Below are 24,263 nucleotides of genomic sequence, written 5' to 3'. Positions count from 1 at the left end.
CATGCGCTCCAGCGATCAGGACAACGTCCGCCACACCACCGATGAGCAGGGCAACACCGTCTCGGTCCACTACGACGACGCCGGCAACGTCACCCTTGTGGAGGCCGACACCGACGGCGACGGCCGCTACGACACCGCGGCGGTGACCACCGCCGACGGCACCACGCTCGTCGCCCACGACGACGACGGCGACGGCCGAGCCGACACCATCGCCCACATCGACCGCGACGGCGACCTGACCCAGGTCGACACCGTCGAGAACGGTCAGGTCGTCGCGTCGACGTTGGACAGCAACGGCGACGGACGACCCGACACCCTCATCGAGGACACCGACCGCGACGGCTACGCCGACCGGGTGTCCTACGACCGCGACGGCGACGGCCGTGTCGATTACGTCGTCGCCGACACCGACGGTGATGGCCAGGTCGACACCTACGCCGCCGACACCGACGGTGACGGCTACGCCGACAGCTATGGCGGTCCCGGTGGCTCCTACGGCCAGGACGACACCGGCTCCGGTGGCTATGGCAGCGGCCCCGCCCAGGACGACACTCTCCTCTGACCCCGTCGCACCGAACCCACTCGCCCCCGACCACCCACCGTGGTCGGGGGCGAGTGGCGTGCACCGCAGACACGCCGCCATCACCGCCCCCCGACCCGACCGCCCCGATCGGTGAGTCGCGACATCGTGACGACGAGCAGGACGGTCGTTATGAGCAGCAGGGCGCTGTAGGCCAGGACCGCGTTGGACAACTCTGATTCCCAGATGGCGGCGTCGGCGGTCTGCGGCGCGAGCGGTGAGATCGCCTTCAGGTCAACAGCTCCGGCCGCAGCGGTGTAGCCCCAATAGGACGGGAACAGCCACGGCAGCTGCGCGAGGACGGGTGTGGTGAGCCGGAACAGTCCACCGCAGAGCACCAGCTGAGCAAGCACGAGCACCACCAGCGGCGGCATGGTCTGCTCGACGGAGCGCACACTCGCCGACACCGCCAATCCCACCACTGCGCTCACCGCCGCCAACGCTGCCAGGATGCCGAACAGTTCGAGCGGTGCCGCACCGACCAGGCCGCCACGAGGAGTTCCGTTGCCGGCAAAGGTGATCGCAAGCATCACGGCGGTCTGGCAGATCGCGACGGCCGAGAACACGAGCACCTTGGCGGCGAGATACGCGCCGGCGCGCAGTCCCACGGCCCGTTCGCGGGCGAAGATGTCACGTTCGGCGACCAGATCGCGAACGGTCAGTGCCGTGCCCATGAACGTCGCACCGACGACGAGGATCACCAGGATCTGCAGGGCTTCACCGGCGGTCGCGGACGCTTCGTTGACCCCGAAGCCGGCCGCTCCGGGGACGATCAACGTGAGCAGTCCGAGCACCACGGGCAGCACCGCGAGGAAGGTCAGATATCCCGGGTCGGCGACGATGAGTCGGATCTGTCGCCGAACGACGGTGCTGCACTGATCGATCGCCGACACCCGGGGAACACACACCGGGGCGCCGGTCGGCCGTCGCACCGGATTCGGCGGGGCGGTGGCACGGGTGCGCTCGAGATGGCGCCGATGGGCCAGAACCGGATTCGCGGTGAGGACGGTGAAGATCTCCGCCCAGTCGGTGGTGCCGAAGGCGATCGGGATCTCCTCGGGCCGACCGACGAACGCGGTGCGGCCACCCGGCGCGAGCATCACCACCTGATCGCACAGCGTCAGGTTCGCCAACGAATGGGTGACCACCAACACCACCCGCCCGGCGTTGGCCAGGCGTCGCAACGCCGCCATCACCTGACGGTCCAGCGCCGGGTCGAGTCCCGAGGTCGGTTCGTCGAGGATCAGCAGCGACGGGCCGGTGAGCAACTCCATCGCCATCGACGCCCGCTTGCGCTGTCCGCCGGACAACATGTCGATTCGGGTGTCGAGATGCTCGGTGAGGTGCAGTTCGGCCAGGACGCCGGCAATCACCCGATTCCGGTCGTCGGCGGTGAGGTCGCCCGGCAGCCGGATCTCGGCGGCGTACCGCAGCGCGTGGCGCAGCGTCAGCCGACGGTGCAGAACATCGCTCTGCGGCACCATCCCGATCCGGGTGTGCAGTGTGTCGTATTCCCCGTGGACGTCGCGGCCGTCGAAGGTGACCACCCCAGCGGTGGGTGTGGTCAGTCCGGCCATCACCGCGGCCACGGTGGATTTGCCCGCTCCCGAGGGACCGATCACCGCGGTCAAGGTGCCCGGGCGGGCGGTGAACTCGACGTCACGCAGCAGGGTGGTGTCCGCTCCCAGCGTCAAGCCGACGCCGTGGAGCATCAGTCCGTCGCCGGCAGTGGGCGTCTCGCCGCGCAGCAACTGCCGACCACGCACCACGAAGTCGGTGTTTCCGACGGTGAGTACCGATCCGTCGGGCAGTCGGGCACGGGTGATCCGGCGGCCGTCCACGTGCGTCCCGTTGCTACTCGCCAGATCATCCACCAGGAGGTCGCCGTCGGATTGCAGCGCGATTCGTGCGTGGTGGCGCGAGACCAAGGGATCGTCGATGACGAGGTCGTTGTCCGGGGTGCGGCCGACGGTGAGGATGCCATGTACGTCTATCACCGTGTCGGAGGCGGTGTGGCGCAACGACATCCCGTCCGGAGCACAGGTCAGGGTTCGCGGTGCATCGGCGAGTTGCACCGTGTCGTGATCGACCGGGTCCGAGTCGGTCAGCGCGAAGATGAGGACCGGGCCGTCGTCGGGATCACCGATCCTGATCCGCGTCACATCGGCGATCAGGATCTCGGTCACCGCGACGCCGGCCGTGTAGGCCGGCGCCGCGGCATCGGCGGATACCCACCAGCCGGTGCTCCGCCAGTCGATCCGCAGGTGACCGGCGGTGACGAGCGGATCGTCGACGACGACGTCGTCGCGCGTCGACGACCCGACGGTCAGGTGCGGGAGATGACCGAAGACGTGGGTCTGCGCCCCCACCGTCACGGTCCCGCGGATCATCGTGCTCATCATGCCGTGGTCCTCGACGCCGGTCAGAATCCGTCGAAACCGGTGGGATCGGTCTGCTCGTAGCCGGTCGTGTCGGGGGTCTCGGCTGTGGCATCCATCTCGGGGGTGTCCATCTCGGCGGCATCCGTCTCGGGGGTGTCGGTCTCGCCGTAGTACGCGATCTGGTCGGCGTGGCCGTCACCGTCGGTGTCGTGGACCACCGTGTCCGGTGTGCCGTCGTTGTCGGCGTCGAACACTGTCGCGTCGAACTCGCCGTCGCGGTCGGTGTCGACGAACTGGACGTCGAGGTTGCCGTCACCGTCGACATCCATCGCCGACGACACGACCTGTCCGTGCTCGACGCCGTCGATCTGGATCACGTCACCATCGGCCGAGAGCTTGGCGACCACGTCGGCCGAACCATCGTCGTCGGAGTCGGATTCGACGATGGTGGTGCCGTCCGGGCCGCCGTAGACGACGGTGTCGTAGGTGCCGTTGTGATCGGTGTCGCCCTCCACGAGCACCACATTCCCGGCGTCGTCGAGGTAGGAGTTGATCGCGGTGCCGTCGGCGGTGGTGCCGTGCACGACGTCGACGTTGCCGTCGCGGTCGATGTCGACCGCGCTGTGGGTGGTTCCCTCGGGGGCGGTGCTCGACGCGGTGGTGTTGCTGTTGCTGTTGGCGGTGCTGTCGGACATGATTCTCACCTTTCGTGGTACCCCGCTCGGCGGGGCGTGTCTGCGTTGTTGTCGAGGATCTGACGACAGCAGACGGTGAGAATGTTCCCGGCGGCCGGAATCGTCCTCAGCTCATCAGGCCGGACCGGGTCAGGAAGGTTCGGCCATCGTCGAGCGTGGCAACACCGAACACGTCCATCAGCAGCCCCGTCGACGTGTTGGCGTAGTCGATCTTGTACCCCGACTCCACGCTCGAGCGGGGCGCGATGTCGGCGGCCGACACCCGGTCGGAATCCTCCACAAGTTCACCTGTGCCGTCGGAGTAGATGCCGTTGCGGATGTTGACGATGGTGGAGTCTGCTTCGTTGTCGTCGACATGGAATGAGATGAAGTAGGTCAGGGAGTCGGGTTCCCCGAGTTCGGCCAGCGTGCTGTCGTCGGCTATGTCGCACAGCATCTTCACGGCGTCGTTGCTGTTGAATCCGGTCTTGCGGCAGTTGGTCACCGATGCCTGCAGCGGCCCGGGCAGCGCCGCCATGAGTTCGGTCTCGTCGGTCAGGATGCGGCCACCGTCCTTGCCGGTCTCGCCCGCGGCGGTCGCTGCCCCGCCGTTGCCCTCTGCTTCGGCCGTGCCGGAGAGCGCCGCGTTGTCGGGGTTGGGGGCGTCATCGCCCGACGACGTCACCAACGCGGCCGCCCCGGCCCCGATCCCCACCACCGCGACCACACCGACCGCGATCGCGGCGATCCGGCCCCACCGGCGACCACCGGATGCCGCCGGACGCGCCTGCGGCGCCGACGCGGAACGTTCACCGGTGCCCGGTGTCGCGGGCGGCACCATCAGATCGCCTGGCCCCGGCACCGTGGCGGGTCGCTCGTGGGTGCGTGGGGCCGCCTCGGCGATCGCGGTCACTAGCGCACCTTGCGCGACAACGGTTTTCGGATCGTCCAAGGTGGCGACCGGACCGAGTTCGGTGAGCCGTTGCTGAATCAGCGGGATACGTGACGACCCGCCGGTGAGATACAGCGCGGCGAGCTGATTCGGCTGGGTGACGCCCGCATCGTGCAGAGCGGCGCGGGTCAGTTGCATCGCCTGTGACACAGCGGGTTCGATCAGTTCGTCGAATTCGTCGCGGGTGAGTTGCAGGGTGGTGCGGCCCGACGGGGTGGGCACGGTGATCGTGGCCGACGGCGCCTCCGACAGCAGTTCCTTGGCGTGGCGGATCGAATCCTGCAGGCTCTGTATCACATCCACGGATGCCTGCCGACGCAGCCAGGTCACGAGGTCGGGGTCGCGGTCGGCCAGCCGTTCTTCGACCCAACGCTGGACAATGGCGTCGAGGTTCTTGCCGCCCAACCCGTTGTCGCCGCGCGCCGCGATCACTTCGAAGGCATTGTGTGCCGTCACCGTCAGCACCGCGATGTCCAGTGTGCCGCCACCGAAGTCGAAGACGGCGATCCGCGCGCCGGGCTGCATCGCATGCGACCGGGCGTAGTGCGCGGCGGCTGCCCGGGGTTCGGAGACGGTCGCGATGCGCGACGGATGGATTCCGGCGGCCGCCGCGGCGTCGACGAGCACGCGGATCTGCTGCTGCGCCCACGCTTCGGGATGGGTGAGCACCACCTGGGTGGGCGGCGCGCCGGCGTGCGCCGCCATCCCGCGCGCGATGATCGCCCGGATCACCGCCGAGACCAGGACGTGGGTCTGCATGGTCTGCCCGTGGACGGTACAGGTCGGCTCGGCCCCGATCAGCCGTTTCGGGGAAGCCACGAAACCGGCCGGATTCTGTTGCGCCGCATTGATCGCCGCTTCGCCGACGGTGATCTGGCCGCCGTGGGGGGCGACGTACACCGCCGACGGCATCAGGTTGCTCGTGTGCGACAGCGGCAGCGTCTCGATGCCACCACTGGTCGCACCGGAGTGGGCGGCAGCAGAGTTGGACGTGCCGAAGTCGATGGCCAGGGTCCAGGCTGCGGTCGTCATGGGTGGCGGGGTCATGGCTGTGGGTCCTTGGTCGAGTGGTGCTCAGCGGGTGGTGGTCAGTGTGGTGTAGGTGCGGATGAGAGTGACCAGCGCCGCATCCTCCGCCGCAGAACCGGTCGCGAGCGAACGCTGCTGCGCATGGGCGAGCCGTCGTGCGGCTTCGGCGGCCACCGCCGGCGGCGGCGCGTCGTCGGGCAGTCCGAGGCGTCCGGCCGGGGTCGTCGCGGTCAACACGGTGCGCAGTTCGTCGGTGACCGCTGCCTGCGGATCGGTCCGCAGCATGCGCTGGTAGTCCTCGAGGACGGTCACCGGGTGCAGCGCCGGCGTGGCGCGCAACTGTGCTGCGAGCGAACGGATCTGGTCGCGCGCCGGATGCGTGAACGCGAGCTGGTCGAGCCGCGCGAGGATGCGGTGTGCGCGATGCAGGATGGCGAAGCGCGTGGTGGTGGCGTCCAGCGCGCGCATCAGTCCACCGATCCCGGATCTGTCGGTGAGCCACGCGTTCAGCGCGGCCGCACCGCCCGCGGCGATCTCACGTCCGTTGAGGACACCGTATTCGCCGAGCAGTCCCAGCAATTGGACCCGCACAGACAGCGGCAGTATCTCGTCGGCCTCGTCGGTGTCGAAGGTGCGGATCACCTCGAGGGCCGGCATCGCGCGCAGCCGGCCGAGTGCGGCGGCGTGCTGTTCGGTGAGCATCCCGGTGTGGCTGGTCTGGGCCATCAGCCCGGAGATCGGCACGACGGTGCTGACCGTCGCCGACAGCTGCCGCGCCATCCGTACCGCATGCTCGGCGGCGTGTCCGAGCGGATCACGACGACCGAATGGGCCCTCGCCGAAGGAATCGGCACGCGAGAGCACGCCGAGCATGTTCAGCGGCGTAAACGGCAGTTGGGAGAGGAAATCGATCTCGTCGGTCCGCGGTGCGGCGTCGAACAGGAACACGGCCGCATCGGCGTCGATCGATGCGCTGCGGGTCTGCTCGAATCCGTCGATCGTGGCGCGTCGCGTCGCGGCGTCGTTGGCCACGGTGAGCGTCGACAGGCCCGGGGTGTCGATGAGGGTCAGCCGCCGCAAAGCCGCCGACGGCAGCCATCGGTCCACATAGGCGATGTCCGGTGTGGGCAGCGGCAAGGAGACACGCGGATGTGCACCGACGGCCACCGGATGACGCCGTCCGTCGACGCCGACCACCTCAGCCCGCGACGGCGAGCCATCCTGGTAGACGGTCACGGTGTTGGTGGCCTCCAACGCGGCGGTCTCGGCCACCGGCGCCCCGATCAGGGCGTTGACCAGCGTCGACTTACCCGCTTTGAGTCGTCCGACGATGACGACCCGCGGCGGCGACCACAGGATGGTGCCGATCGAGTTGGCGTGGGTGGCGAGATCGCCACCGAGCGCGGCGAGTTGGTGCAGGCCGCGGTCGAGGGTGGCGTGCACCGGGTCGGGGCGCGTCACGACCGGTCTCCCGCCAGCAGCTGTTCGGCAGCGGCGATCCGTTTGTCGACGATCTGCAGGTTGGTGGTCAGCCGGGCGGTGGTCTTCTCGCGCGCGGCGGCGTCGGCCGACGCCGACTTCTGCACCTCGTTGATGGTCTTCTGCAACTGTTCGATGCTGGTCCGCAGATAGTCGCGGTAGCGGATGATGATCTCCGGCCGCGACTGCGCCACCGCACTCTCCAGGAGCCGGCCGGTGGCCGCCTTGGTGGTGGCGATCGTCTCGCGCAGCCAGGTGAGCAGGTTGGTCTTGCCGGCGCGGATGGCCCGAAAGCTCAGGTTCACACCCACCCACACGGTCCCGACCACCACGCCGACGCCCATCAGCGCCGACAGGCCGAGCAACCCACCGAGGGTCGAGCCGCCGACGACACCCATCGTCAGCAGGGTGGGGTCGAGCAGTCCCTGGCGCTTGTTGCCGACCTGGTGGGTCTCGATCCGTTTGTCCTGCATGGTGGCGACGATGCGAGTGCTGAGTTCCTCCCAGATACTCGGGTCGTCGGCGAAGCGGGGTGCGATGATCTCGTCGTGCAGCCGGGCCAGGAAGGTCGACAATGTCTGCGCCATCGCCTGCTGCAGGTCGGTTTGCATGTCCGCGGTGAACTTCTGCTCGCTGCGCCGCAGCACCGCCATGCCGTGGGTGTTGACATACGTCGTCCACTTGCCGCGGATCTCGTCGAGGCGGCGTTCGAGGTCGTCGATCGCCGATTGCCGCAACAGGGTGAGGTCGCGCGCCAGGTACTGCTCCCATTGCCGGGACTGCTCCTGCAGTTCGGCGAGGCGGGCCACGTCGGCGGTCAGATCGGGCAGCGCGTCGGCGCCGGCCGCCACGGCGTCGAGTTCTCGGCTCACCGTGCTCCGGATCGACCGCAGACCCTCCAGACAGGTGCGCACCGCATCGAGGTGGGGCAATTCGGCGGCCGCGTCGAGGCGCCGGCCGATCTCGGCGCGCAATGCGGTGATCCCGCTGTCCTCCTCGAGACGCGTTCGAACAGCGGGGTCGGCGACATCGGCGGCGATCACCGCGAGCAGGCTCGACACCCCGAACACCGTCACCGGCCGGCCCAGCCGGTCGGCCAGGATCTGTTCGTTCTCGGCGACGATCTCTCGCCAGCGACGCAGGTTCTTGTCGGTCTTGGTGACCACCACGATCACCGAGTCGACGGTGGCCGCCGCCTCGGTCACGAATGCCATCTCGGGCGCCGTCAGCGGCGAGGTCGCGTCGCACACCAACACCAGCACGCAGGCCTGTTCGGCCGACTGGGCCGCGAGCCGGGTCAACCCGGAGTCGAGGCCCCCGACGCCCGGGGTGTCGACGAGTGTCACGTCCCTGATGTGCGAATCCCGGACGGCCACCGCTGCGGCGGTCGGCAGCTCATCGACGCGCGGATCGCACACCTGCGTACCCGTCGTCGTGACCCACTGGGCCAGCTCGGCGGCGTCGATGCGCCGTGGTCCGGTCGGAAAGAACAGCTCGGCCATGCGGGCCGTCTCGAGGTCGGCGTCGGGGGTCACGCCGACCGCCACCGAGGATGTGACGTCGACGCCGACGGGACAGAGATCACGTTGTCCGACAAGCGCATTGACCAGCGAGCTCTTACCGCGCTGCACCTCGCCGACCACCACCGCGGTGCGCTCCTGCACACCGCGGTTCAGTTTGGTCAGCGCGACGTCGGCGAGCGCATCCTGCTGGTAGGCGCGCAGTACCTTGACCGCACCGTCGACCACCGCGGTCACGTCTGCCGGGGCTGCGCCGGGAGGCGTGTCCTGCGGCGCGGACTCACCCATCGATGGTTTCCCCCGGTCGTATTCGGTCACAGAATGCAGCAGAACACGGATCTCTGACGTCTGCCGGGGCCGTAGTCTACCGAGATGAATTCTGCGCTGGTCATTCGTTCGGTGCACTAGTCTGCATTCGGACACGCGCAGTCCGGGGGGAACATTCGTCGGCCCTCGCCGCATCGAACCCACGACACAGTTGTGGATGCCCGACGGGAACGGTCGGGTGCTGCGCGAGAGGGGAACCGAGATGAAACGTGCACGAACGTTGACGATGCGTCGACCGATAATGGGATGGCTGGCGGTGACCGCGGCACTGGTCGCGGTCACCGGCTGCACCATCGACGGAGCACCGAGGAGCGCCGAGGCCGTGGCGGTCACGTCGACGGCGGAACCGTCGGTCGACCTCGCCGCCCTCGACACCGGTGCCTACCCGACGGCGCCGCGACCGGAGTTCGGCAAGGCGACCACCGACAACATCCTGCAGGTCGAAGGGCAGCGGATGGCGCAGTTCATCGTCGTGCCGTTCGAGATCGACGCGGATCTCACCAAGAGTGGTCTGCCGACGATGGTGATCACCGGCAAGTCCAATCTGAAGCTCGTGTTCTCGCCGGAGGTCGCCGACGTCCCGGCCAACGAGAAGATGCTCGGCGGTTTCGTCTCGACGGCCGCGACCCCGGACGAGAGTCTGCGGGCCGGTCAGCGGCGCGGCCTCAACAACATGGTGGTGCGGTATCTGACCGCGGCCGACGCGACCGCCGCCGCGCAGCAGATGGCCGCCGCTGCGGCGACGAACGCTGGGTCCCGACCCACCGCGCTGCCGGGCCGGCCCGACACTCTGGTGGTCCGCGGCACCAGCGGCGGCAACCGGCAGATCATGGCATTCACGGCGCAGCAGACCTATGTGCTCTACCAGTGGTACGAGACGACCCCCGCCCAACAGGACCGGCTCGAACCCACGATCCGCAAGGCGCTGCAACTGCAGACGCCGTTGATCGACCAGTTCCCCGCCACCCCCACCAAGGCCGAGGCGGCTGCCCGCGGCATCACCGGGTCCAGCGCCCCGCAGGTGGATCAGGACCATGTACTCATCTATGCGCTGCCCTACAGCGACGAGGAACTGAAGGACGCCAAGGCCAACGTGCCCGGCGGCAGCGTGCGCGCGGTCTACGGTCCGCGCGGGATGGCGCACACCAGCAGCGATCCGGTGACCGACTTCAACGTGCTCACCGAAACCGGTTCCACGGCGAACGCTGTCGAGCGCTCCACCGTCTACCGGGCCGAGACAGCGCAGGGAAGCCAGAAGATCCTCGACGCGTTCGTCGCATCGAACCGAAATCAGGGCTGGTCCGACGTCGACAGCCCACCCGGCCTGCCGGTGGCGACCTGCCAGTCCAAGACGCAGTACTACTGGTGCATCGTCCGCGACGGACGGTACGTGGCCTCGGTGTCGTCGAGCAGCGAGCAGGACGCCTACCAGCAGATCTCGGCGCAGTACGTGATCCTGACGAAGGCCGATCAGCAGGCGGAGTGATCGGCCTTCGGCCAGGGCCTGCTACATCGAGCGGTTCTTGGTCTCCACCACCAGGTAGGTGCACACCACGCTGACCACGGAGAGGCCTGCCAGCATCACCCCGACCCAGAGTGCGCCCGGTCCGGCGATCAGCGGCGCCGCGATCAGCGGGGGAATCGCGCCACCGAAGATGCCGGCGAGGTTGTAGCCCATGCCGGCGCCGGTGTAGCGGTAACGGGCCTCGAACAGTTCGGGGAGCAGGGCGCCCGCCGGACCATAGGCGATGCCGAAGATCAGCAGTGTGCCGAACAGGCCGATGACGAAGGCGACCCCGCCACCGGTTTGCAGGATCGGGAACAACACGAGCACCCACGGGACGGCGAGGGCACACGACGTCATGATCACCCGGCGCCGACCAATCCGGTCCGACCACATCGCCGAGGCGGCCGTGGACAGTCCGAACACCACCGCGGCGGCCATACCCGCGGTCAGCACGAAGGTCCGGGACAGCTCGAGGGTCTTGGTTCCGTAGTTGGTGAGGAATGCCGTGCCCATGTAGAACAGCGAGAACAGGCTGGCCAACGACCCGCCGGCGATGAGGATCTCCTTCCACTGGTGGCGCATGGCGTCGCCGAACGGCAGTGCGGATTGTGAGGTCGCGTTCCGGCCGGCGTGCTCGCGCTGTGTCTCACGGAACACCGGCGTCTCGGCCACCGCGAGTCGCACCCACAGACCTACGGCGACCAGTGCGAACGACAGGATGAACGGGATGCGCCAGCCGTAGTCGAGGAAGGCCGAACTCGTCTCGCCGAGGGTCACGTTGGCGACGAGGAACGTCAGGCTCGACAGGAAGAACGCGAACGCCGGGCCGAGCTGCGGGAACATGGCATACAGGCCTCGCTTCCCCGCTGGCGCGTATTCGGCGGTCAGCAGGGTCGCACCGGCCCATTCGCCACCCACCGCGAAGCCCTGCAGGAAACGCAGGACGACCAGCGCGATCGGCGCGTAGACACCGATCCCGGACTCGGCGAATCCGAACACCCCGGTCTCGTAACCCGGCAGCAGTCCGATGGCGACGGTCGCCAGACCCATGATCAGCAGGGTCCACACCAGGGTGCGCTTGCGTCCGATGCGGTCGCCGAAGTGGCCGAACAGGATGGCGCCGACCGGGCGGGCGAAGAACGCGACGGCGAACGTGGCGAAGGACGCGATGGTGGCGGTCACGTCGTCGGCTGCCGGGAAGAACACCGTCGGGAACACCAGTGCCGCGGCGGTGCCGTAGATGAAGAAGTCGTAGAACTCGATGGTGGTGCCTATCGAGCTCGCCGCGGCCACCCGTCGAAGACTGGTCCGCCTGGGCTCGGTGGGCGGCGCCGTGCCGCGTGTACTGGTCGAGATCGTCGTCATTGATCTTCCTAGCTCTCAACAGGATTCGAGGCTGGGCGGCCTCAGCGCGTCCCTATCGAGGTACTTGGGTTCAGATCACATCGAGCACGCGATGAGGGATAGATCACATAGTGGCCAGGATGCGGTGAGGCCGGCACCCCCCGAAGGGGGGTCGCTTCGCGTTGATCACATCTGTCTCATTAGATAACAACTGCATCACGGGTTACTGAGAAGCGGCGCGCGGTACGGATAACCGGGGCACCGGACCCCCACGATGGCGAACCATGCGCCGAGTTCGTCCCAACGCCCGTCCCAGGCCGTCGTTCGTACTCGCGACGATCGCCGCCGCGATCGTCGCGAGTCCGTTTGCCATCATCGTGACCGGGTCGGAGCTGCGACCCACCGACAATCATCGCGAGGTGCAGCCCACCGCGATCGACCAGATCGGGCTGGGCGATGTGCCGACGGTGGTGGTGGACCTGGCCGAGTCCGGGTTGTCGGCGGCCGGATTGCAGCTTCCCGAGATCGACCCGACGGCCTTCGGGTTGCGAGACCTGACGGGTGTGCAGGGTCCGGCAGCGCCGGAGACGTCCGCGGACCCCGATTCCGAGCCGGCCGAACCGGCGCCTCAGCCGCAACCGCAGCCGGAACCAGAGCCCGCCCCGCAGCCCGCGCCGAAGGCCGCACCGCAGGCACCCGCTCCCGCGTCGCCCGATGACACGTCATCCGCTCCGGACGCACCGCCTGCGCCGCCGCGGATGGCGGACGGCCGAGAGGTGGGTGTGGCCGTCAAGCACATCGTCCGCGACGACCCGCTGAAGATGGTCGCGTTCACCTGGGACCGGGCGGTCGATGCGTCGATGATGCTGCGGGCCCGTAACGACGACGGGTCGTGGGGAGACTGGCTCGATCTCGACCCGGTCGACGCGGCTTACCCGGTGTCGTCGGAACACCCGATGGGTACCGAGCCGGTGTGGGTGGGTGACGCCAGGGAGATTCAGGTGGCGGTCTCCGACGACGGCTTCGCGATCCCGGCGGCCGAACCACAGGGCGGTGGTCTGGTGGAACTCGGCATCGGCACGGCCAGCGCCGTCATCACGGAGTTGCTCGAGACGGTGGTGCCGGCGTTGACGGCCACCCTCATCAGTCCGGAGGGTCTGCTGTCCCTCGGGTCGTCGTTGCTGACTCCGCTGCTCGGCGGGCCGCAGGTGGTGGCGCGGGCGCAGTGGGGCGCCGACGAGTCGATGCGGTGCTCGCAGCCGACGTTCTCCCCCAATGTCCGTGGCGCGGTGGTGCATCACACCGCGGGCAGCAACGACTACACGCCCGAGCAGTCGACGGAGATCGTCCGCGGCATCTACGCCTACCACGCGCGCACGCTGAACTGGTGCGACATCGGCTACAACGTGCTGGTCGACAAGTACGGGCAGATCTTCGAGGGCGCGTTCGGCGGACTCGACCGCAACGTCGAGGGCACGCACACCGGCGGGTTCAACAAGAACACGGTCGGGATCTCGATGATCGGCAATCTGGACGAGGTCGCACCGACCACTCCGATGATCTCCTCGGTGGCGAACTTCCTGCGCTGGCGGCTCGGCAAGGCCGGCGTGAATCCCGCGACCAACGCGCAGCTGACCGCGGAGTACTTCTCCGACAGCAAGTTCCCCGTCGGCGCCGTCACCAACCTGCCGGTGATCAGCGGACACCGCGACTACAACAACACCAGCTGCCCCGGCGAGTTCGGTTACGCCGCACTGGGTCCGATCCGAGCGATGGTGGCCGGCTCGAGCGCACCGCCGGAAGCGGCGCCGCAGGAGCCGGCGCCGCAGGAACCTGCGCCCGATGCAACGCCGCCGGTGGAGCCCGCGCCGGGACCACCGCCTGGCGAACCGGTGTCACCCGCCCCGCCTCCCGCCGCCTGATTCGTCATCGTTCGGATCGGTTTCGTTCGCTTCCAGCTCCTCCCGTCGTTGTCGGTTGCGTTCGCGTTCCTCCTGTCGGCGGGCGTGTTTGGCCGCCACCCGGGGTGTGGAGCGGGTGGGTGGTGCGGGCGGCGGTGTCGGTGTCGTGGTGCCGGTGGTCCTCGTCTCGGGTGGCGGGGGTGGTTTGAATCGGATACGCCGCAGCCCGGGGAACAGTTTCTCCATGCATTCGGTATCACCGCCGATGACCAGGCCTTCGGGAGTGATGAACTCGGTGCGCAACCGCCCGTACCGATCCCGGTACTGATCATCGAGCCACGCACCAAACGTTTTACGGATATGGGAGAAGCGGTCCTTGACGTTCAGATTGTCCGGCTCGGTCTGCCCACCGCTGGCCGGATCAGTGATGGTGTATTCGGCGACATGATCGATATCGGCCCGCCAGGCCGGGGTGTCATTACCGGGGATCACACTGTAGCCATCACGCACCCGGATGAACGTTTCCAACGCCGACGACGGCCGATACGGATCCGACGGTAGGTGGGCGTCCAGCGTGAACCCGCCATCCGCGTCGGGCTCGGTGCCCTTCGGCACCAACGGCTTGACCACCGCATCCCGGCGGGCGGCGAGGTCGCGGACATGCTGGTCGTCGATGACGCCATACCCCTCGATGAACCCGGCATGCTCGGCCCCGTCGAGGGTCGCCTCATCACACACCACGTGAATCACGACCTTCGCATCCGCCGGCGGCACCGTCGACGCCTCCGGGATCACCGCGGTACAGGTGTCCAGACCACACAGGCACTCGAACGGTGTGCCCGACAACAGGGCGAACATCGCATCCGAGGCCCGCTGCTGGCGGGTGCGGTCATCCTGGTCGCACACCGCGTCGGCCAGTGCACGGACCGCCTCGGCGGCGATACGCACATTCTCGGCGGCCATCGTCGCCGAGATCTCACCCATCCCGTCGCCGGTGTTCTTCGAGTGCACACCCCGCTTGTCGAGAGCCTCGCGGCGGCGTTCGCGTACCGCATCGGGATGATGCCGGAAGATGATCCGGTCGATCATGTCGCGTAGCCGGTGCGCCGACCACGCGGTGGTGTGGGCGTCGAGTTCGCCGGCGATCTCGGCATCAACCGCCGCCGCATAGGGTTGGCCGTCGACCAGTTCGGTGCGGGAGATGATCTTGGTGACCAATTCGGCGGTGATCCGCCCATCCCGCAACCGCTGCGACACGTGTGGCAGCCGGTCGCGCAGCGCGACGGCTTGATGCAGGAACTTCTCGGCCGCACCCTGACTGATGGCCTGCGACACCGCAATCCGGGCGGCGCAGTCGGCGAACCCGTCATGCAGCAGCAGGGCGTGATCATCGGTTTCGGTGCCGACCAGGCGCGTGTGGAGTTCGGCGGCGATCTGATAGCGATGCCACGCCACAAACGCTTCCCCGCGCACATCGGAGATCAGGGCGCCGAGCAGATCATTCGTCTCCCGCGACCCGACAGCCTCTGCTGGCAGGCCGCCGGTGAACAGCGCGGGCAACTCCGGCCACGGCGAGGCGTCACTCCACCACGACGCAACCGACCAACCCGGACCCGACACCAGCAACACCTTCCAGAGACAGCAATGGGGCAGCACGAGACCACAACCCACATATCTCTGAAAGGAACAGACCGCTCAATCACCCGGCCCGACCTGGCTCACATCACTTCGTCGATCTCGCTGAAACCAATGTACGACATGGCACCGACAAGTTTCTGAGCTCGCCATTCGCGCTCACCACCGGGTGCCACGTCCCGGCGATCCAATGAGGATCTCCCTCGGGTCCTGCTCGATCTCGCGCACCTCGAACGAGGAATCGATCTCCTCGCTGATCAGGTCATCGACCAACGTCCCGGAGATGTCGAAGCCAATGCGGTTCTTCGTCAGTGCAACCGTGAATACCCAGAGCGCCTCGGCCACGACGGTCTCGCGGACCGAGTCTTCGCACGTCACGCAAGTTTCGGCCTCGTCAGAGTCTGGGTCATCTTCGTGTGCGCTGCACGGTTCCCACTCCGTCCGGGAAACTGAGCCGGCGCTCCACAGGGACGCCTCGGTCGGTGGCCACTCCATCGAGTACCACTCCCCCGGTTCCAGCCCGTAAGTGTCGACTGCGTTGTCGAGCGCCGCTTTGCGGTCGGCTTCGGTCCACGCCACATCGGGCGGGACCGCGATGTCCTCGATGGGTTCGGCACCGTCGTAGTCCTCGGGGTTGCCGAGCCGGTCCAGTGCGTCGATGTTCGCTGCGTCAGCTCGATCCCGCCACACTTCGCTGTCGGCGAGCGGTCCGGCATCGATGACTGGTTGCTGCACCTCGGCGTCGAGATACGCCCAAGCATTCTTACGCTCATGGATGACACGGGTCGGGATCAGCGAGACGAGTTCGCCGACCACCTGTTGCGTGGATTCGTCATCGGCTGCTGAAGCTGCGCGTACGGCAGCGGTGCCGGACAGCCCACCCTCCCGCGTAGCCATCACATTCCAGAGTTTGCCGGCCAGTGCATCTCGCCGTTTGACCAGCTCCGCAGCGCGAGCCCTCCTCGATTCAGCTGACTCGAGCTCAGGCAGCACTCCAAACGATTCCTGCAGCTGCTCGATCATGTGGGAGAAGCGCTGGAGATGCGTCCATTGGTTCGGCAAGTGAACCCATTCCTCAGTCATCGGCACCTACAGGGCCGTTCTGTTCGGCGAACCGCGGAGCCATCATCTCCATCTGCTCGAACACCGTGGTGATGGCTGCCGGCTGTTTGTCCGGCGGATACTTGTACTTCACCAGCAGCCGCTTGATCGACGACCGCAGTTTCGCGCGCATGTCGTCGCGAACGGTCCATTCGTACTTCGTGTCCCGCTGCATGATGCCGACCAGTTCCCTCGCGATCTGCGCGAGGATCTCGTCGCCCTGCAACTCGACCGCCGAATCGTTCTCTGCCACGGCGTCATAGAAGGCGAGTTCATCCTCCGACAGCGCGGGCGTGAAGTGCTGACCCCGATTACCCTCTGCAGCGACCTCTTTCGCCATAGCGATGAGCTCGGCGATGACCTCAGCAGACGTGATCTGCTGATTCGTGTAGCGCTTCATCAGCTCAGTGATCCGTTCGGAGAAGTCACGTTGACGGACGAGGTTGTTGCGTGTGGCTCGCGCGGATTCCTCGTTGAGGGTCGCGCGCAGCGCTTCGATGGCCAGGTGCGGGTTGGTCGCAGCCTTGGCCTTGGCCTCGAAATCTGGGCCGAGGTCCGATAGCGATGGCTTCGGCAGGCCCGCTGCGTCGTAGATGTCGACGATCTCCCCGCTCACGGTCGAGGTCGCGACCAACTTCGACAACAGCCGCTTGATCTCCTCGGGAACCGGTCGCCCCTCGGCCTGACGGTCAGCGGCGTCGAACTTGCCCATCCATACTCGAACTTCTTCGTAGAACTGAACTGTCGGGCGCAATTCCTCCAGCGTCCGCTTGCCGCCGGCGAGCGTCCAGGCCCTGGACAGGCTCCCCGCGAGCGTCCGAAAGCGAGCACCCAACGTCTCCTCGCCGTCGTCCACCTGGTTTCCGGCGGTCTCGGGCGATCTCAGGTGGTCGGTCAATCCGATGGCCGCTCTCATCCAGCCTCGATCGGACTCCTTCACCTTTGCGCGCCAGTCGTACCCGGAGCAGACGGAATCCAGCTGGGCGAGGAGTTCACCGGTCAGCGCCACCGCCTCATCGATATCGCGCCCGACCGGCTGCTCGGCCTGGTCGGTCTCGGTGTACTCGGCCAGGGCCTGCTGCAGGTTGTCGGCCAGCGGTGCGTACGCGACCAGGAGTCCCGACGGCTTGCCGCGGAAGGTGCGGTTGACCCGTGCGAGTGCCTGCATCAGGAGCGCGCCTTTGAGTGGGCGGTCCAGGTACAGGGTGTGTAGTGACGGGGCGTCGAAACCGGTCAGCATCATGTCCTTGACGATGACCAGTTGCAGCTCGTCTTCGGGGTCCTTGAGGCGCTTCTGGATGATCTTGTTCTGCGCATCACGCCGAACATGCTTGGCGATGAGCCCTTGGTCTTTCGCGCTGCCCGAATAGACGACCTTGATGACGCCCTTGTCGACGGCGTCGTCATGCCATTCGGGCTGCAGTGCGACGATCTCCTCGTACAGGCGTGCTGCGATGTCGCGGGTGGCGGCGACGATGAACGCCTTTCCGCGCGTGGAGATGAAGCTCTCCATCGATTCAGAGCGCCCGTTCCAGTGCTCGACGATGTCGGCGGCCAGCGACTTGAGCCGTTCCGGCGCCCCGTACACGGCGTTGATGACGGCCACGGACTTCTCGATCTGTGACCTTTCGGCGTCGTCGAGTCCTGTGGTTGCCTCATCGGCGGCCCGGTCGAGATCGTCCTCGGTGACGTCGTCGGCCAAACCGACCTTGATGAGTCGCGGCTCGAAGTAGACGGGCACGGTGGCGCCGTCCTCGACCGCTCTCGTCAGGTCATAGATGTCGATGTAGGGACCGAAGACTTCGCGAGTGTTGCGCTCGGCGAACGAGATCGGCGTTCCGGTGAACGCGATGAGGGTCGCGTTGGGTACCGCGTCGGCGAGATGCCGGGCATATCCGTCGAGGTCGTCATAGTGGCTGCGATGCGCCTCGTCGACGATGACGATGACGTTGCGTCGGTCGGTGAGGAGCGGATGATCTGCGCCCGCCTCGCGTTCTTCCTTTGTGCGACTGAACTTCTGCAAGGTGGTGAAGTAGATGCCACCGGTGGTGCGATTCGCCAGTTCGTTGCGCAACTGCTCACGCTTTGTGACCTTGACCGGCGACTCGTCGAGAAGCTCGGACCTGTTGAACGTCTCGAACAACTGGCCGTCGAGTTCGCGGCGGTCGGTGACGACGACCAACGTCGGGTTCTTGAGCTTCGGCTGCCGAGCCACCAGGTGTGCGTAGAGTTCCATTTCCATCGACTTGCCCGAGCCCTGGGTGTGCCAGACGACTCCGGCCTTGCCGGTGCTCTCGGCGGCGGCGACAGTATTGCCGACTGCCTTGGTGACCGCAAAATATTGATGCGGCTTGGCGATCCGCTTGACGTAGCCGTCGGCGCCGGTGTCGAAGGCGGTGAAGTTGCGCTGCAACTGGAGGAATCGTTCCGGGTTGAACACTCCGTCGATCAGGTACTCGAGTTCGAGGCCCATCTTGTCCGGGTCGGTCGTGTGGCCGGTGGTGACGGGCTTGCCGTCGTCGTCGACGTTCCACGGCGCGTAGTGCTCGAGCGGTGTGAACGGAGTGCCGTAGCGGGCGGTGATCCCATCGCTGATCACCGAGACCACCGCGAAGCGGAACACCATCGGGAACTCGCGGAGGTATGTCGTCAATTGAGCGTGCGCGGACGCAAGGTCGGCATGTTCCGAACCGGCTTGCTTCAGTTCGAAGAACGCCACAGGCAGGCCGTTGAGGTACAACACCACATCAAAGCGCCGATGGTGCTCCGAGTTGCGGACCGTCACCTGCTGGACAGCAAGCAGTTCATTGTCTTCGGGTCGCGTTCCGACGAGTCGGATGGTCGGGGTCTGCTCGAGTCCCTCGTGGTCGATGTAGGTGATGCCGCGGTATCCCTTGACCAGGTATTCGTGCAGCCGGTGATTCTCGGCGATCGCGTCCTGCGACTCGGGCGCCAGCACTGCGGCCCGCGCCTGCACCAGATACTCGTACGGCACAGCCGGGTTCAACTCGCGCATCTTCGCGAGCAAACGGTCGGGCAGGATGATGTCATCCCCTGCGGTTCGGCCATCGGTTCCAGGTGCGATGTCGGTGCCGGTCAGCGGCCTCCATTCTTGGTCGCCCAGCCATTCCAGCGCCAGTGTTTCCCAGTCGGCTTCGGTGAAAGTGCTCATGTATTGTCCCCATTCGTGAGTCGGTAGGTCTGGCGACTGCTGTGCCGTTGCCCGATTCGTTGGACGCGGCCTGCGTCGATGAGTTTGGTGAGACGGCGCAGCACTGCGCGGTAGTTCATGCCCAGCGCTGCCTCGATGGCACGCGCAGTGACGTGCCCCGCGGCGATGGCTTGCTCGACGGCATCGAGGTCGGCGGCTATGCCCTCGGTGCCGGCCGTAGCCGTGGTGTCAGAGTCGGCTGCAACCTCCGGAAGAACTGCCAGCGGGATGACGCGATCCGCCAATTGGTAACTTGCGTATCGCTTTCCACCTGTCGTCACCAACAGGACTCGGTCCACTAGATCACGCAGTGCTGCGCCTGCGGCAACGCGGTCGACGCCCCACGCTTGGAGCATGCCGTTGGTGACCCGCCCGGTCACGTGTGCCATGGCCAACGCGAGATCCTGCGTGGGCGTCAGGTCGGGCTCTCCCAAATCAGTGATCCATTCGGTCACATCAACGCCGAGAAGCGCGTGACCGGACGCCGTGACCCGCACATGCCCGGGGCTGACGTCGAAGCGCGCCGGACTCATGCCCGCCTGCCGTAGTGACCGCATCGCATTCGGCAGACCACTCCCTCGATTCTCACCGATGGACTCGTTGCTGTGGGCATCGACGGGAATGTCTGCGAGCAGCTTCGCAAGCGCCGCGTTGCGCGACGACGAACGCTGCTCCGATGTGCCCAGCGACCGAGCGGACACATCGCCGAAGAGTCCCCCGGGCTGTTGACGACCAGCCTGTCGAGGTACAGCTCGATCTGGACGTGCATACCTCGCGACGCCGGGCTGTAGTCCCGGTGCATGATCGCGTTGACGACCAGCTCCCGGATCACGTCGAGCGGATAGTCGTAGCGGTCCTCCCGGTACAGCCTTTTTTCTACCGCCGCCTTACGCATGTTGCGCCGCAACGTTTCCTCCACGGTGGCCACCATGTCGGGGATCGATCCATCGGCAGTCACGTTGTCGAGGAACCGCACTCCGTCGGGCGTCTGGTCCCCGATCTGCGTACCGGGCGACACCACTACTGCGACAAAGAGTTGCGGAAGGAACTGCTGCGGGTAACGGCCCAACGAAATGATGCCGGCGAGTGTCGGCACATACTGCCCCTCGACGCGGGTGAGCACGTTGAGCCGCGCGAGCGCCTCCTCGGTTTCCAGGTTGCGGAAGGTTCTTTGATGCCGGTCTCGCGCCCGCCGGATCAATCGGTTTACGAGATCGGCGTCCAAGTCGTCGAGTGTGGCGTCGGTGATCGGTTCGAGGTCGTGCTTGGGCTGCGTGCGGTTGGCGAGCAGCTGCGCGACCTCGTAAGCGGAGAGCAACCGATCACCGTCACCACTGCGGATGAAGGACCCTTGATGATGGCCACGCGTCTTGACGTAGCACGGCTTGTCTACGGGGTCGATCTCATCGATGTCTGCTCGGACGATGAGGGAGCCCTCGAACTCCTCGATGTCGATTGCAGGCCGGAGCGGTGGCTCCATCTGGTCGGCGCAGGCGGTGGCCAGCGCGTCACGCATTGCTTTGGAGGCGAAGCCTGGTACCGGGGTGAATCCATCCGCCTCTGACAGCCCGAGGATGAGGACTCCCCCGTCTCCGTTGGCGAAGGCGCTGAGTGACTCGACGACGTCCTTGGGCAAGCCACCTGCCGCCGACTTGACCTCCACCTGTGCGAGGTCTGTCCCCAACCTACGCAAACGTGCGACGAGATCGACTGTGTTCATCTCACCTCCTCCGACTCTGACACTCTGACACGCGACTCTGACACTCTGACCTAATTGCTGATCTGTGACGTCAGACCATCCCGCTGACCTCGTCCTCGGCGTCCTTGACCGTCACCTTGCCCGACATGAGGAGAGGGAGCAGTTGGTCGCGGGTGCGGGCGAGGGTGCAGTTTTCCTCGACCATCCGAGCTCCAAGTTCGTGAAGGGGCGCGACCTGCTCTGCGAACTCCTTCGCTGCGGTCGATGTTGGCCAGCGGAGGCTCAGGTCGCGGAACCGTTTTCTGGGTAGCTCGAGGAAGGTCGCGCCGTTTGCATAGCTCAAGAAATCGTCCACCCTCGAGGCCATTTCGTGAAACAGCCACCATTGGTACTCGGGTTCCTTCGCGTTGACGACGATGAATCCCTGGTTGACGGCAGTGGGAATCTGCGCGATTGCAAAAGCACCAATCGTCGCGCGTGACGTCATCAGAATCGAGCCGGACGGGTACAACGGCGAAGAGCAGGCTCTCAACCCCTCTGGCGTGATCGTTCTCGCCGTTGCACTCAGATACGGAGCAGCGAGCCCTGTCACGTCGGTCGGAGTGGCCCAGGCGACATCACCACCCCAGAAATCCTCAACAATCGTCTTCGGTGTACCTCCGCCGCCCACGTCAGCGACCGTCCCAAACGTGACGCTGTCCCGAGAGACATGTGCTGCGGCTCGCTTGAATAACGCGTCCGTGTAGCTGAGCGTCAGCTCAATCGTCTGATCGTTAACCGCAATCTTGTCGTCGAGGGTGCCGAGGATTCCGGCGATCGCGTCTTGCGCCGACCTCTCAGGGAGCGGAAGCTGCATCTCCTTCGTCGACTTGACGTTGAAGTGCTGCTGTACAGCGCCTACCAGGCCGCCCGCGATCGCGTGCCGGGCCATTCCGTTCAGGTAGTAGACGAGCCAATGTGCGTTAACGCTGCTGCTGGGTCTAATCACCACGAGATCCGAGCAGTTCGCATGCCCAAGCCATTCCGGTATCACCGCAGCCTGACCCGGTTTCCCAGTTCTAACCATCACAACGTCGCCGGGAGATAACTCCGACTTTGATAGTCGCCTGTGAAACGCTGAGCCGACGTACTTCAGATCCGCTGGGTCAATCCGATAGGGCCGCACATTGAGCGACCGCAAGAATGGAACGCCAACGTCCACGTACTCCCCAGCCATTGAGCCGACAAAACCCACGGTCACATCGGCGACTTCGCCAAGCGCTACTTGCCGAACATCACCCATCGACCCGCTCCATCTGCATCCGCACAACCTTCTCCAACCGCGCCGACTCTTCCAGCGCAGCAAACAGTTCCGTCCTCAACCGCGAAATCTTCTGATCGATCGGCTCGCCGTCGTCCTCGACTTCGGCGGCACCGACGTACCGGCCCGGGGTCAGCGCATACCCCGCCGCCTTGATCTCTTCGAGAGTTGCTGACTTGCAGAACCCCGGAACATCCTCGTACTCAACGGCCTTGGCTGCCGCAGACGAAGATCCCCGCCACGCGTGGAAAGTGTCGCCGATCTTGACGATCTCCTCGTCGGTCAGTGCCCGCTCGGCGCGGTCGACCATGTAGCCCATCTCGCGGGCGTCGATGAACAACACCTGACCACTGCGGTCGATAGAACCTTGCGGACCCTTCGTCTTGTCCTTGGCGAAGAACCACAGGCACACCGGAATACCGGTGCTGCGGAACAGCTGAGTGGGCAGTGCGATCATGCACGACACGAGATCCGCATCGACGATCTCAGCCCGGATGTCCCCTTCACCGTTGCTGTTCGACGACATCGAGCCGTTGGCGAGCACAACACCCGCCTTGCCACCTGGCGCGAGTTTGTACAGGATGTGTTGCAGCCAGGCGTAGTTGGCGTTGCGCGCCGGCGGGACACCGAATCGCCAGCGCGGATCTTCCTCGTTGCGCGACCAGTCCTTGATGTTGAACGGCGGGTTGGCCATCACGTAGTCCATCTGGAGGTCTGCGTGCTGGTCACGGGCGAAGGTGTCGCCCCATCGGGCTCCGAGGCCGTTGTTGTCAATGCCGTGGATGGCCAGGTTCATCTTGGCCATCCGCCAGGTCTCTTCGATGGCCTCCTGGCCATAGACGGAGACCTGTTTGGGATCGCCATCGTGCTCGTAGATGAACTGTTCGGTCTGCACGAACATGCCACCCGAACCGCAGCATGGGTCGTAGACGCGACCCTTCGTCGGCTCGAGAACTTCGACGATCACCCGCACAACGCTGCGCGGCGTGAAGAACTCGCCGCCCCGCTTACCCTCGGCACGGGCGAAGTTGCCGAGGAAGTACTCATACACCTCACCCATGAGGTCGCGCGCCTTGTGCTCACCCTGCCGACTGAACCGGGCGCTGTTGAACAGGTCGACGAGTTCGCCGAGACGTCGCTGATCGATGTTGTCACGGTTGTAGATTCGCGGGAGTGTGCCCGCCAATGACTTGTTGGCGGCTATCACGGCGTCCATCGCCTCGTCGATCAGCTGACCAACGTTCTTGTCGGGGCTGCCGTCGCCGGGCGTCAGGCCCTTGGCGTTGTCGGCCAGAAACGACCACCGCGCGATCGGCGGAACCACGAACACGCCTGCACCGTGATACTCGGTGGTGTCGTCGATGACCTCGTTGATCTGGTCCTCGTCGAACCCGTCGGCAATCAACTCGCGTCGAATCTCTTCGCGCCGCTCGTCATACGCGTCGGACACGTACTTGAGGAAGACCAGGCCGAGGATCACGTCCTTGTACTGACTCGCCGAGAGCGAGCCACGCAGCTTGTCGGCGGCCTTCCACAGTGTGTCTTTCAGTTCCTTCATCGTCGACGGAGCCGCCGGCTCCGCCTTGCGCTTTGCAGCCATATGCGTGGGTTTCCTTCTCATCA

General features: G+C 66.1%; 15 protein-coding genes and 2 pseudogenes. 3 read left to right on the top strand and 14 right to left on the bottom strand.

Annotated features, from left to right (window positions below; translation table 11 throughout):
* Nucleotide 1: 1 nt before the first annotated feature.
* Entirely contained in the window at nucleotides 2-562 is a 561-nt protein-coding gene (locus NWF22_RS10925; RefSeq protein ID WP_160901731.1) for a hypothetical protein, read from the top strand.
* An 80-nt stretch (nucleotides 563-642) separates the two neighbouring features.
* On the opposite strand, the gene NWF22_RS10920 is transcribed toward NWF22_RS10925, so the two are convergent.
* The 5 genes from NWF22_RS10920 to NWF22_RS10900 all read right to left on the bottom strand — a co-directional run bounded on the left by NWF22_RS10920 (nucleotide 643) and on the right by NWF22_RS10900 (nucleotide 8,903).
* A complete protein-coding gene (locus NWF22_RS10920; protein ID WP_160901730.1) occupies nucleotides 643-2,982 on the bottom strand; it encodes an ATP-binding cassette domain-containing protein in 2,340 nt (779 codons plus the stop codon).
* Nucleotides 2,983-3,002: 20 nt separating this feature from the next.
* The gene (locus NWF22_RS10915) at nucleotides 3,003-3,656 is read right to left on the bottom strand and encodes a hypothetical protein (protein WP_160901729.1); all 654 of its coding nucleotides are present in this window, start codon (nucleotides 3,654-3,656) and stop codon (nucleotides 3,003-3,005) included.
* Nucleotides 3,657-3,762: 106 nt separating this feature from the next.
* Nucleotides 3,763-5,634 carry an Hsp70 family protein gene (locus NWF22_RS10910; RefSeq protein WP_233751034.1) on the bottom strand — a complete coding sequence of 624 codons (1,872 nt, stop codon included), beginning with the start codon at nucleotides 5,632-5,634 and terminating at the stop codon, nucleotides 3,763-3,765.
* 27 nt (nucleotides 5,635-5,661) lie between these two features.
* A complete protein-coding gene (locus NWF22_RS10905; RefSeq protein ID WP_258321385.1) occupies nucleotides 5,662-7,077 on the bottom strand; it encodes a GTPase in 1,416 nt (471 codons plus the stop codon).
* On the bottom strand, nucleotides 7,074-8,903 hold the full coding sequence (locus NWF22_RS10900; RefSeq protein WP_160901728.1) for a dynamin family protein: 1,830 nt from the start codon (nucleotides 8,901-8,903) through the stop codon (nucleotides 7,074-7,076). The genes NWF22_RS10905 and NWF22_RS10900 overlap by 4 nt, the downstream gene beginning before the upstream one ends.
* A 241-nt stretch (nucleotides 8,904-9,144) precedes the next feature.
* Between NWF22_RS10900 and NWF22_RS10895 the strand changes: the two genes are divergently transcribed.
* A complete protein-coding gene (locus NWF22_RS10895; RefSeq protein ID WP_233751031.1) occupies nucleotides 9,145-10,428 on the top strand; it encodes a DUF7373 family lipoprotein in 1,284 nt (427 codons plus the stop codon).
* A 21-nt stretch (nucleotides 10,429-10,449) separates the two neighbouring features.
* Here the strand turns inward: NWF22_RS10895 and NWF22_RS10890 are convergent, their stop codons facing one another.
* A complete protein-coding gene (locus tag NWF22_RS10890; protein WP_160901727.1) occupies nucleotides 10,450-11,814 on the bottom strand; it encodes an MFS transporter in 1,365 nt (454 codons plus the stop codon).
* Between the two features lie 263 nt (nucleotides 11,815-12,077).
* On the opposite strand from NWF22_RS10890, the gene NWF22_RS10885 reads away from it, so the two are divergent.
* Complete coding sequence (locus NWF22_RS10885) at nucleotides 12,078-13,715, top strand: peptidoglycan recognition protein family protein (protein WP_160901726.1); 1,638 nt, start codon at nucleotides 12,078-12,080, stop codon at nucleotides 13,713-13,715.
* Here the strand turns inward: NWF22_RS10885 and NWF22_RS10880 are convergent.
* The 8 genes and pseudogenes from NWF22_RS10880 to NWF22_RS10845 all read right to left on the bottom strand — a co-directional run bounded on the left by NWF22_RS10880 (nucleotide 13,689) and on the right by NWF22_RS10845 (nucleotide 24,240).
* Nucleotides 13,689-15,314 carry a DUF222 domain-containing protein gene (locus NWF22_RS10880; protein ID WP_160901725.1) on the bottom strand — a complete coding sequence of 542 codons (1,626 nt, stop codon included), beginning with the start codon at nucleotides 15,312-15,314 and terminating at the stop codon, nucleotides 13,689-13,691. The two genes, NWF22_RS10885 and NWF22_RS10880, sit on opposite strands and share 27 nt — an antisense overlap.
* 174 nt (nucleotides 15,315-15,488) lie before the next feature.
* Entirely contained in the window at nucleotides 15,489-16,412 is a 924-nt protein-coding gene (locus tag NWF22_RS10875) for a hypothetical protein (RefSeq protein ID WP_160901724.1), read from the bottom strand.
* Nucleotides 16,405-19,602, bottom strand: a complete 3,198-nt coding sequence (locus tag NWF22_RS10870; RefSeq protein WP_160901723.1) for a type I restriction endonuclease subunit R — start codon at nucleotides 19,600-19,602, stop codon at nucleotides 16,405-16,407. Before NWF22_RS10870 ends, NWF22_RS10875 begins: the two co-directional genes overlap by 8 nt.
* The gene (locus tag NWF22_RS10865; protein ID WP_233751154.1) at nucleotides 19,599-20,174 is read right to left on the bottom strand and encodes a hypothetical protein; all 576 of its coding nucleotides are present in this window, start codon (nucleotides 20,172-20,174) and stop codon (nucleotides 19,599-19,601) included. Before NWF22_RS10865 ends, NWF22_RS10870 begins: the two co-directional genes overlap by 4 nt.
* 12 nt (nucleotides 20,175-20,186) lie before the next feature.
* A pseudogene (locus NWF22_RS10860) lies at nucleotides 20,187-20,342 on the bottom strand (hypothetical protein); the annotation flags it as partial.
* A gap of 389 nt (nucleotides 20,343-20,731) precedes the next feature.
* Nucleotides 20,732-21,361, bottom strand: a pseudogene (locus NWF22_RS24620) (AlbA family DNA-binding domain-containing protein); the annotation flags it as partial.
* Nucleotides 21,362-21,431: 70 nt separating this feature from the next.
* Entirely contained in the window at nucleotides 21,432-22,622 is a 1,191-nt protein-coding gene (locus tag NWF22_RS10850) for a restriction endonuclease subunit S (protein WP_160901722.1), read from the bottom strand.
* On the bottom strand, nucleotides 22,615-24,240 hold the full coding sequence (locus NWF22_RS10845) for a class I SAM-dependent DNA methyltransferase (protein ID WP_160901721.1): 1,626 nt from the start codon (nucleotides 24,238-24,240) through the stop codon (nucleotides 22,615-22,617). The genes NWF22_RS10850 and NWF22_RS10845 overlap by 8 nt, the downstream gene beginning before the upstream one ends.
* Between the last annotated feature and the right edge of the window lie 23 nt (nucleotides 24,241-24,263).

Origin of the sequence: Gordonia mangrovi (assembly GCF_024734075.1) — a bacterium.
GTDB classification, from domain to species: domain Bacteria; phylum Actinomycetota; class Actinomycetes; order Mycobacteriales; family Mycobacteriaceae; genus Gordonia; species Gordonia mangrovi.
The sequence above is the reverse complement of the archived record's forward strand: the minus strand, read 5'-3'. Positions and strand labels throughout refer to the sequence as shown.

What these genes read in the sequence shown, in the direction of transcription:
- NWF22_RS10925 (WP_160901731.1), top strand. Translation starts at nt 2, where the DNA reads ATGCGCTCCAGCGATCAGGACAACGTCCGCCACACCACCGATGAGCAG.
- NWF22_RS10920 (WP_160901730.1), bottom strand. Translation starts at nt 2,982, where the DNA reads ATGATGAGCACGATGATCCGCGGGACCGTGACGGTGGGGGCGCAGACC.
- NWF22_RS10915 (WP_160901729.1), bottom strand. Translation starts at nt 3,656, where the DNA reads ATGTCCGACAGCACCGCCAACAGCAACAGCAACACCACCGCGTCGAGC.
- NWF22_RS10910 (WP_233751034.1), bottom strand. Translation starts at nt 5,634, where the DNA reads ATGACCCCGCCACCCATGACGACCGCAGCCTGGACCCTGGCCATCGAC.
- NWF22_RS10900 (WP_160901728.1), bottom strand. Translation starts at nt 8,903, where the DNA reads ATGGGTGAGTCCGCGCCGCAGGACACGCCTCCCGGCGCAGCCCCGGCA.
- NWF22_RS10895 (WP_233751031.1), top strand. Translation starts at nt 9,145, where the DNA reads ATGAAACGTGCACGAACGTTGACGATGCGTCGACCGATAATGGGATGG.
- NWF22_RS10890 (WP_160901727.1), bottom strand. Translation starts at nt 11,814, where the DNA reads ATGACGACGATCTCGACCAGTACACGCGGCACGGCGCCGCCCACCGAG.
- NWF22_RS10885 (WP_160901726.1), top strand. Translation starts at nt 12,078, where the DNA reads ATGCGCCGAGTTCGTCCCAACGCCCGTCCCAGGCCGTCGTTCGTACTC.
- NWF22_RS10875 (WP_160901724.1), bottom strand. Translation starts at nt 16,412, where the DNA reads ATGACTGAGGAATGGGTTCACTTGCCGAACCAATGGACGCATCTCCAG.
- NWF22_RS10870 (WP_160901723.1), bottom strand. Translation starts at nt 19,602, where the DNA reads ATGAGCACTTTCACCGAAGCCGACTGGGAAACACTGGCGCTGGAATGG.
- NWF22_RS10865 (WP_233751154.1), bottom strand. Translation starts at nt 20,174, where the DNA reads ATGAGTCCGGCGCGCTTCGACGTCAGCCCCGGGCATGTGCGGGTCACG.
- NWF22_RS10850 (WP_160901722.1), bottom strand. Translation starts at nt 22,622, where the DNA reads ATGGGTGATGTTCGGCAAGTAGCGCTTGGCGAAGTCGCCGATGTGACC.
- NWF22_RS10845 (WP_160901721.1), bottom strand. Translation starts at nt 24,240, where the DNA reads ATGGCTGCAAAGCGCAAGGCGGAGCCGGCGGCTCCGTCGACGATGAAG.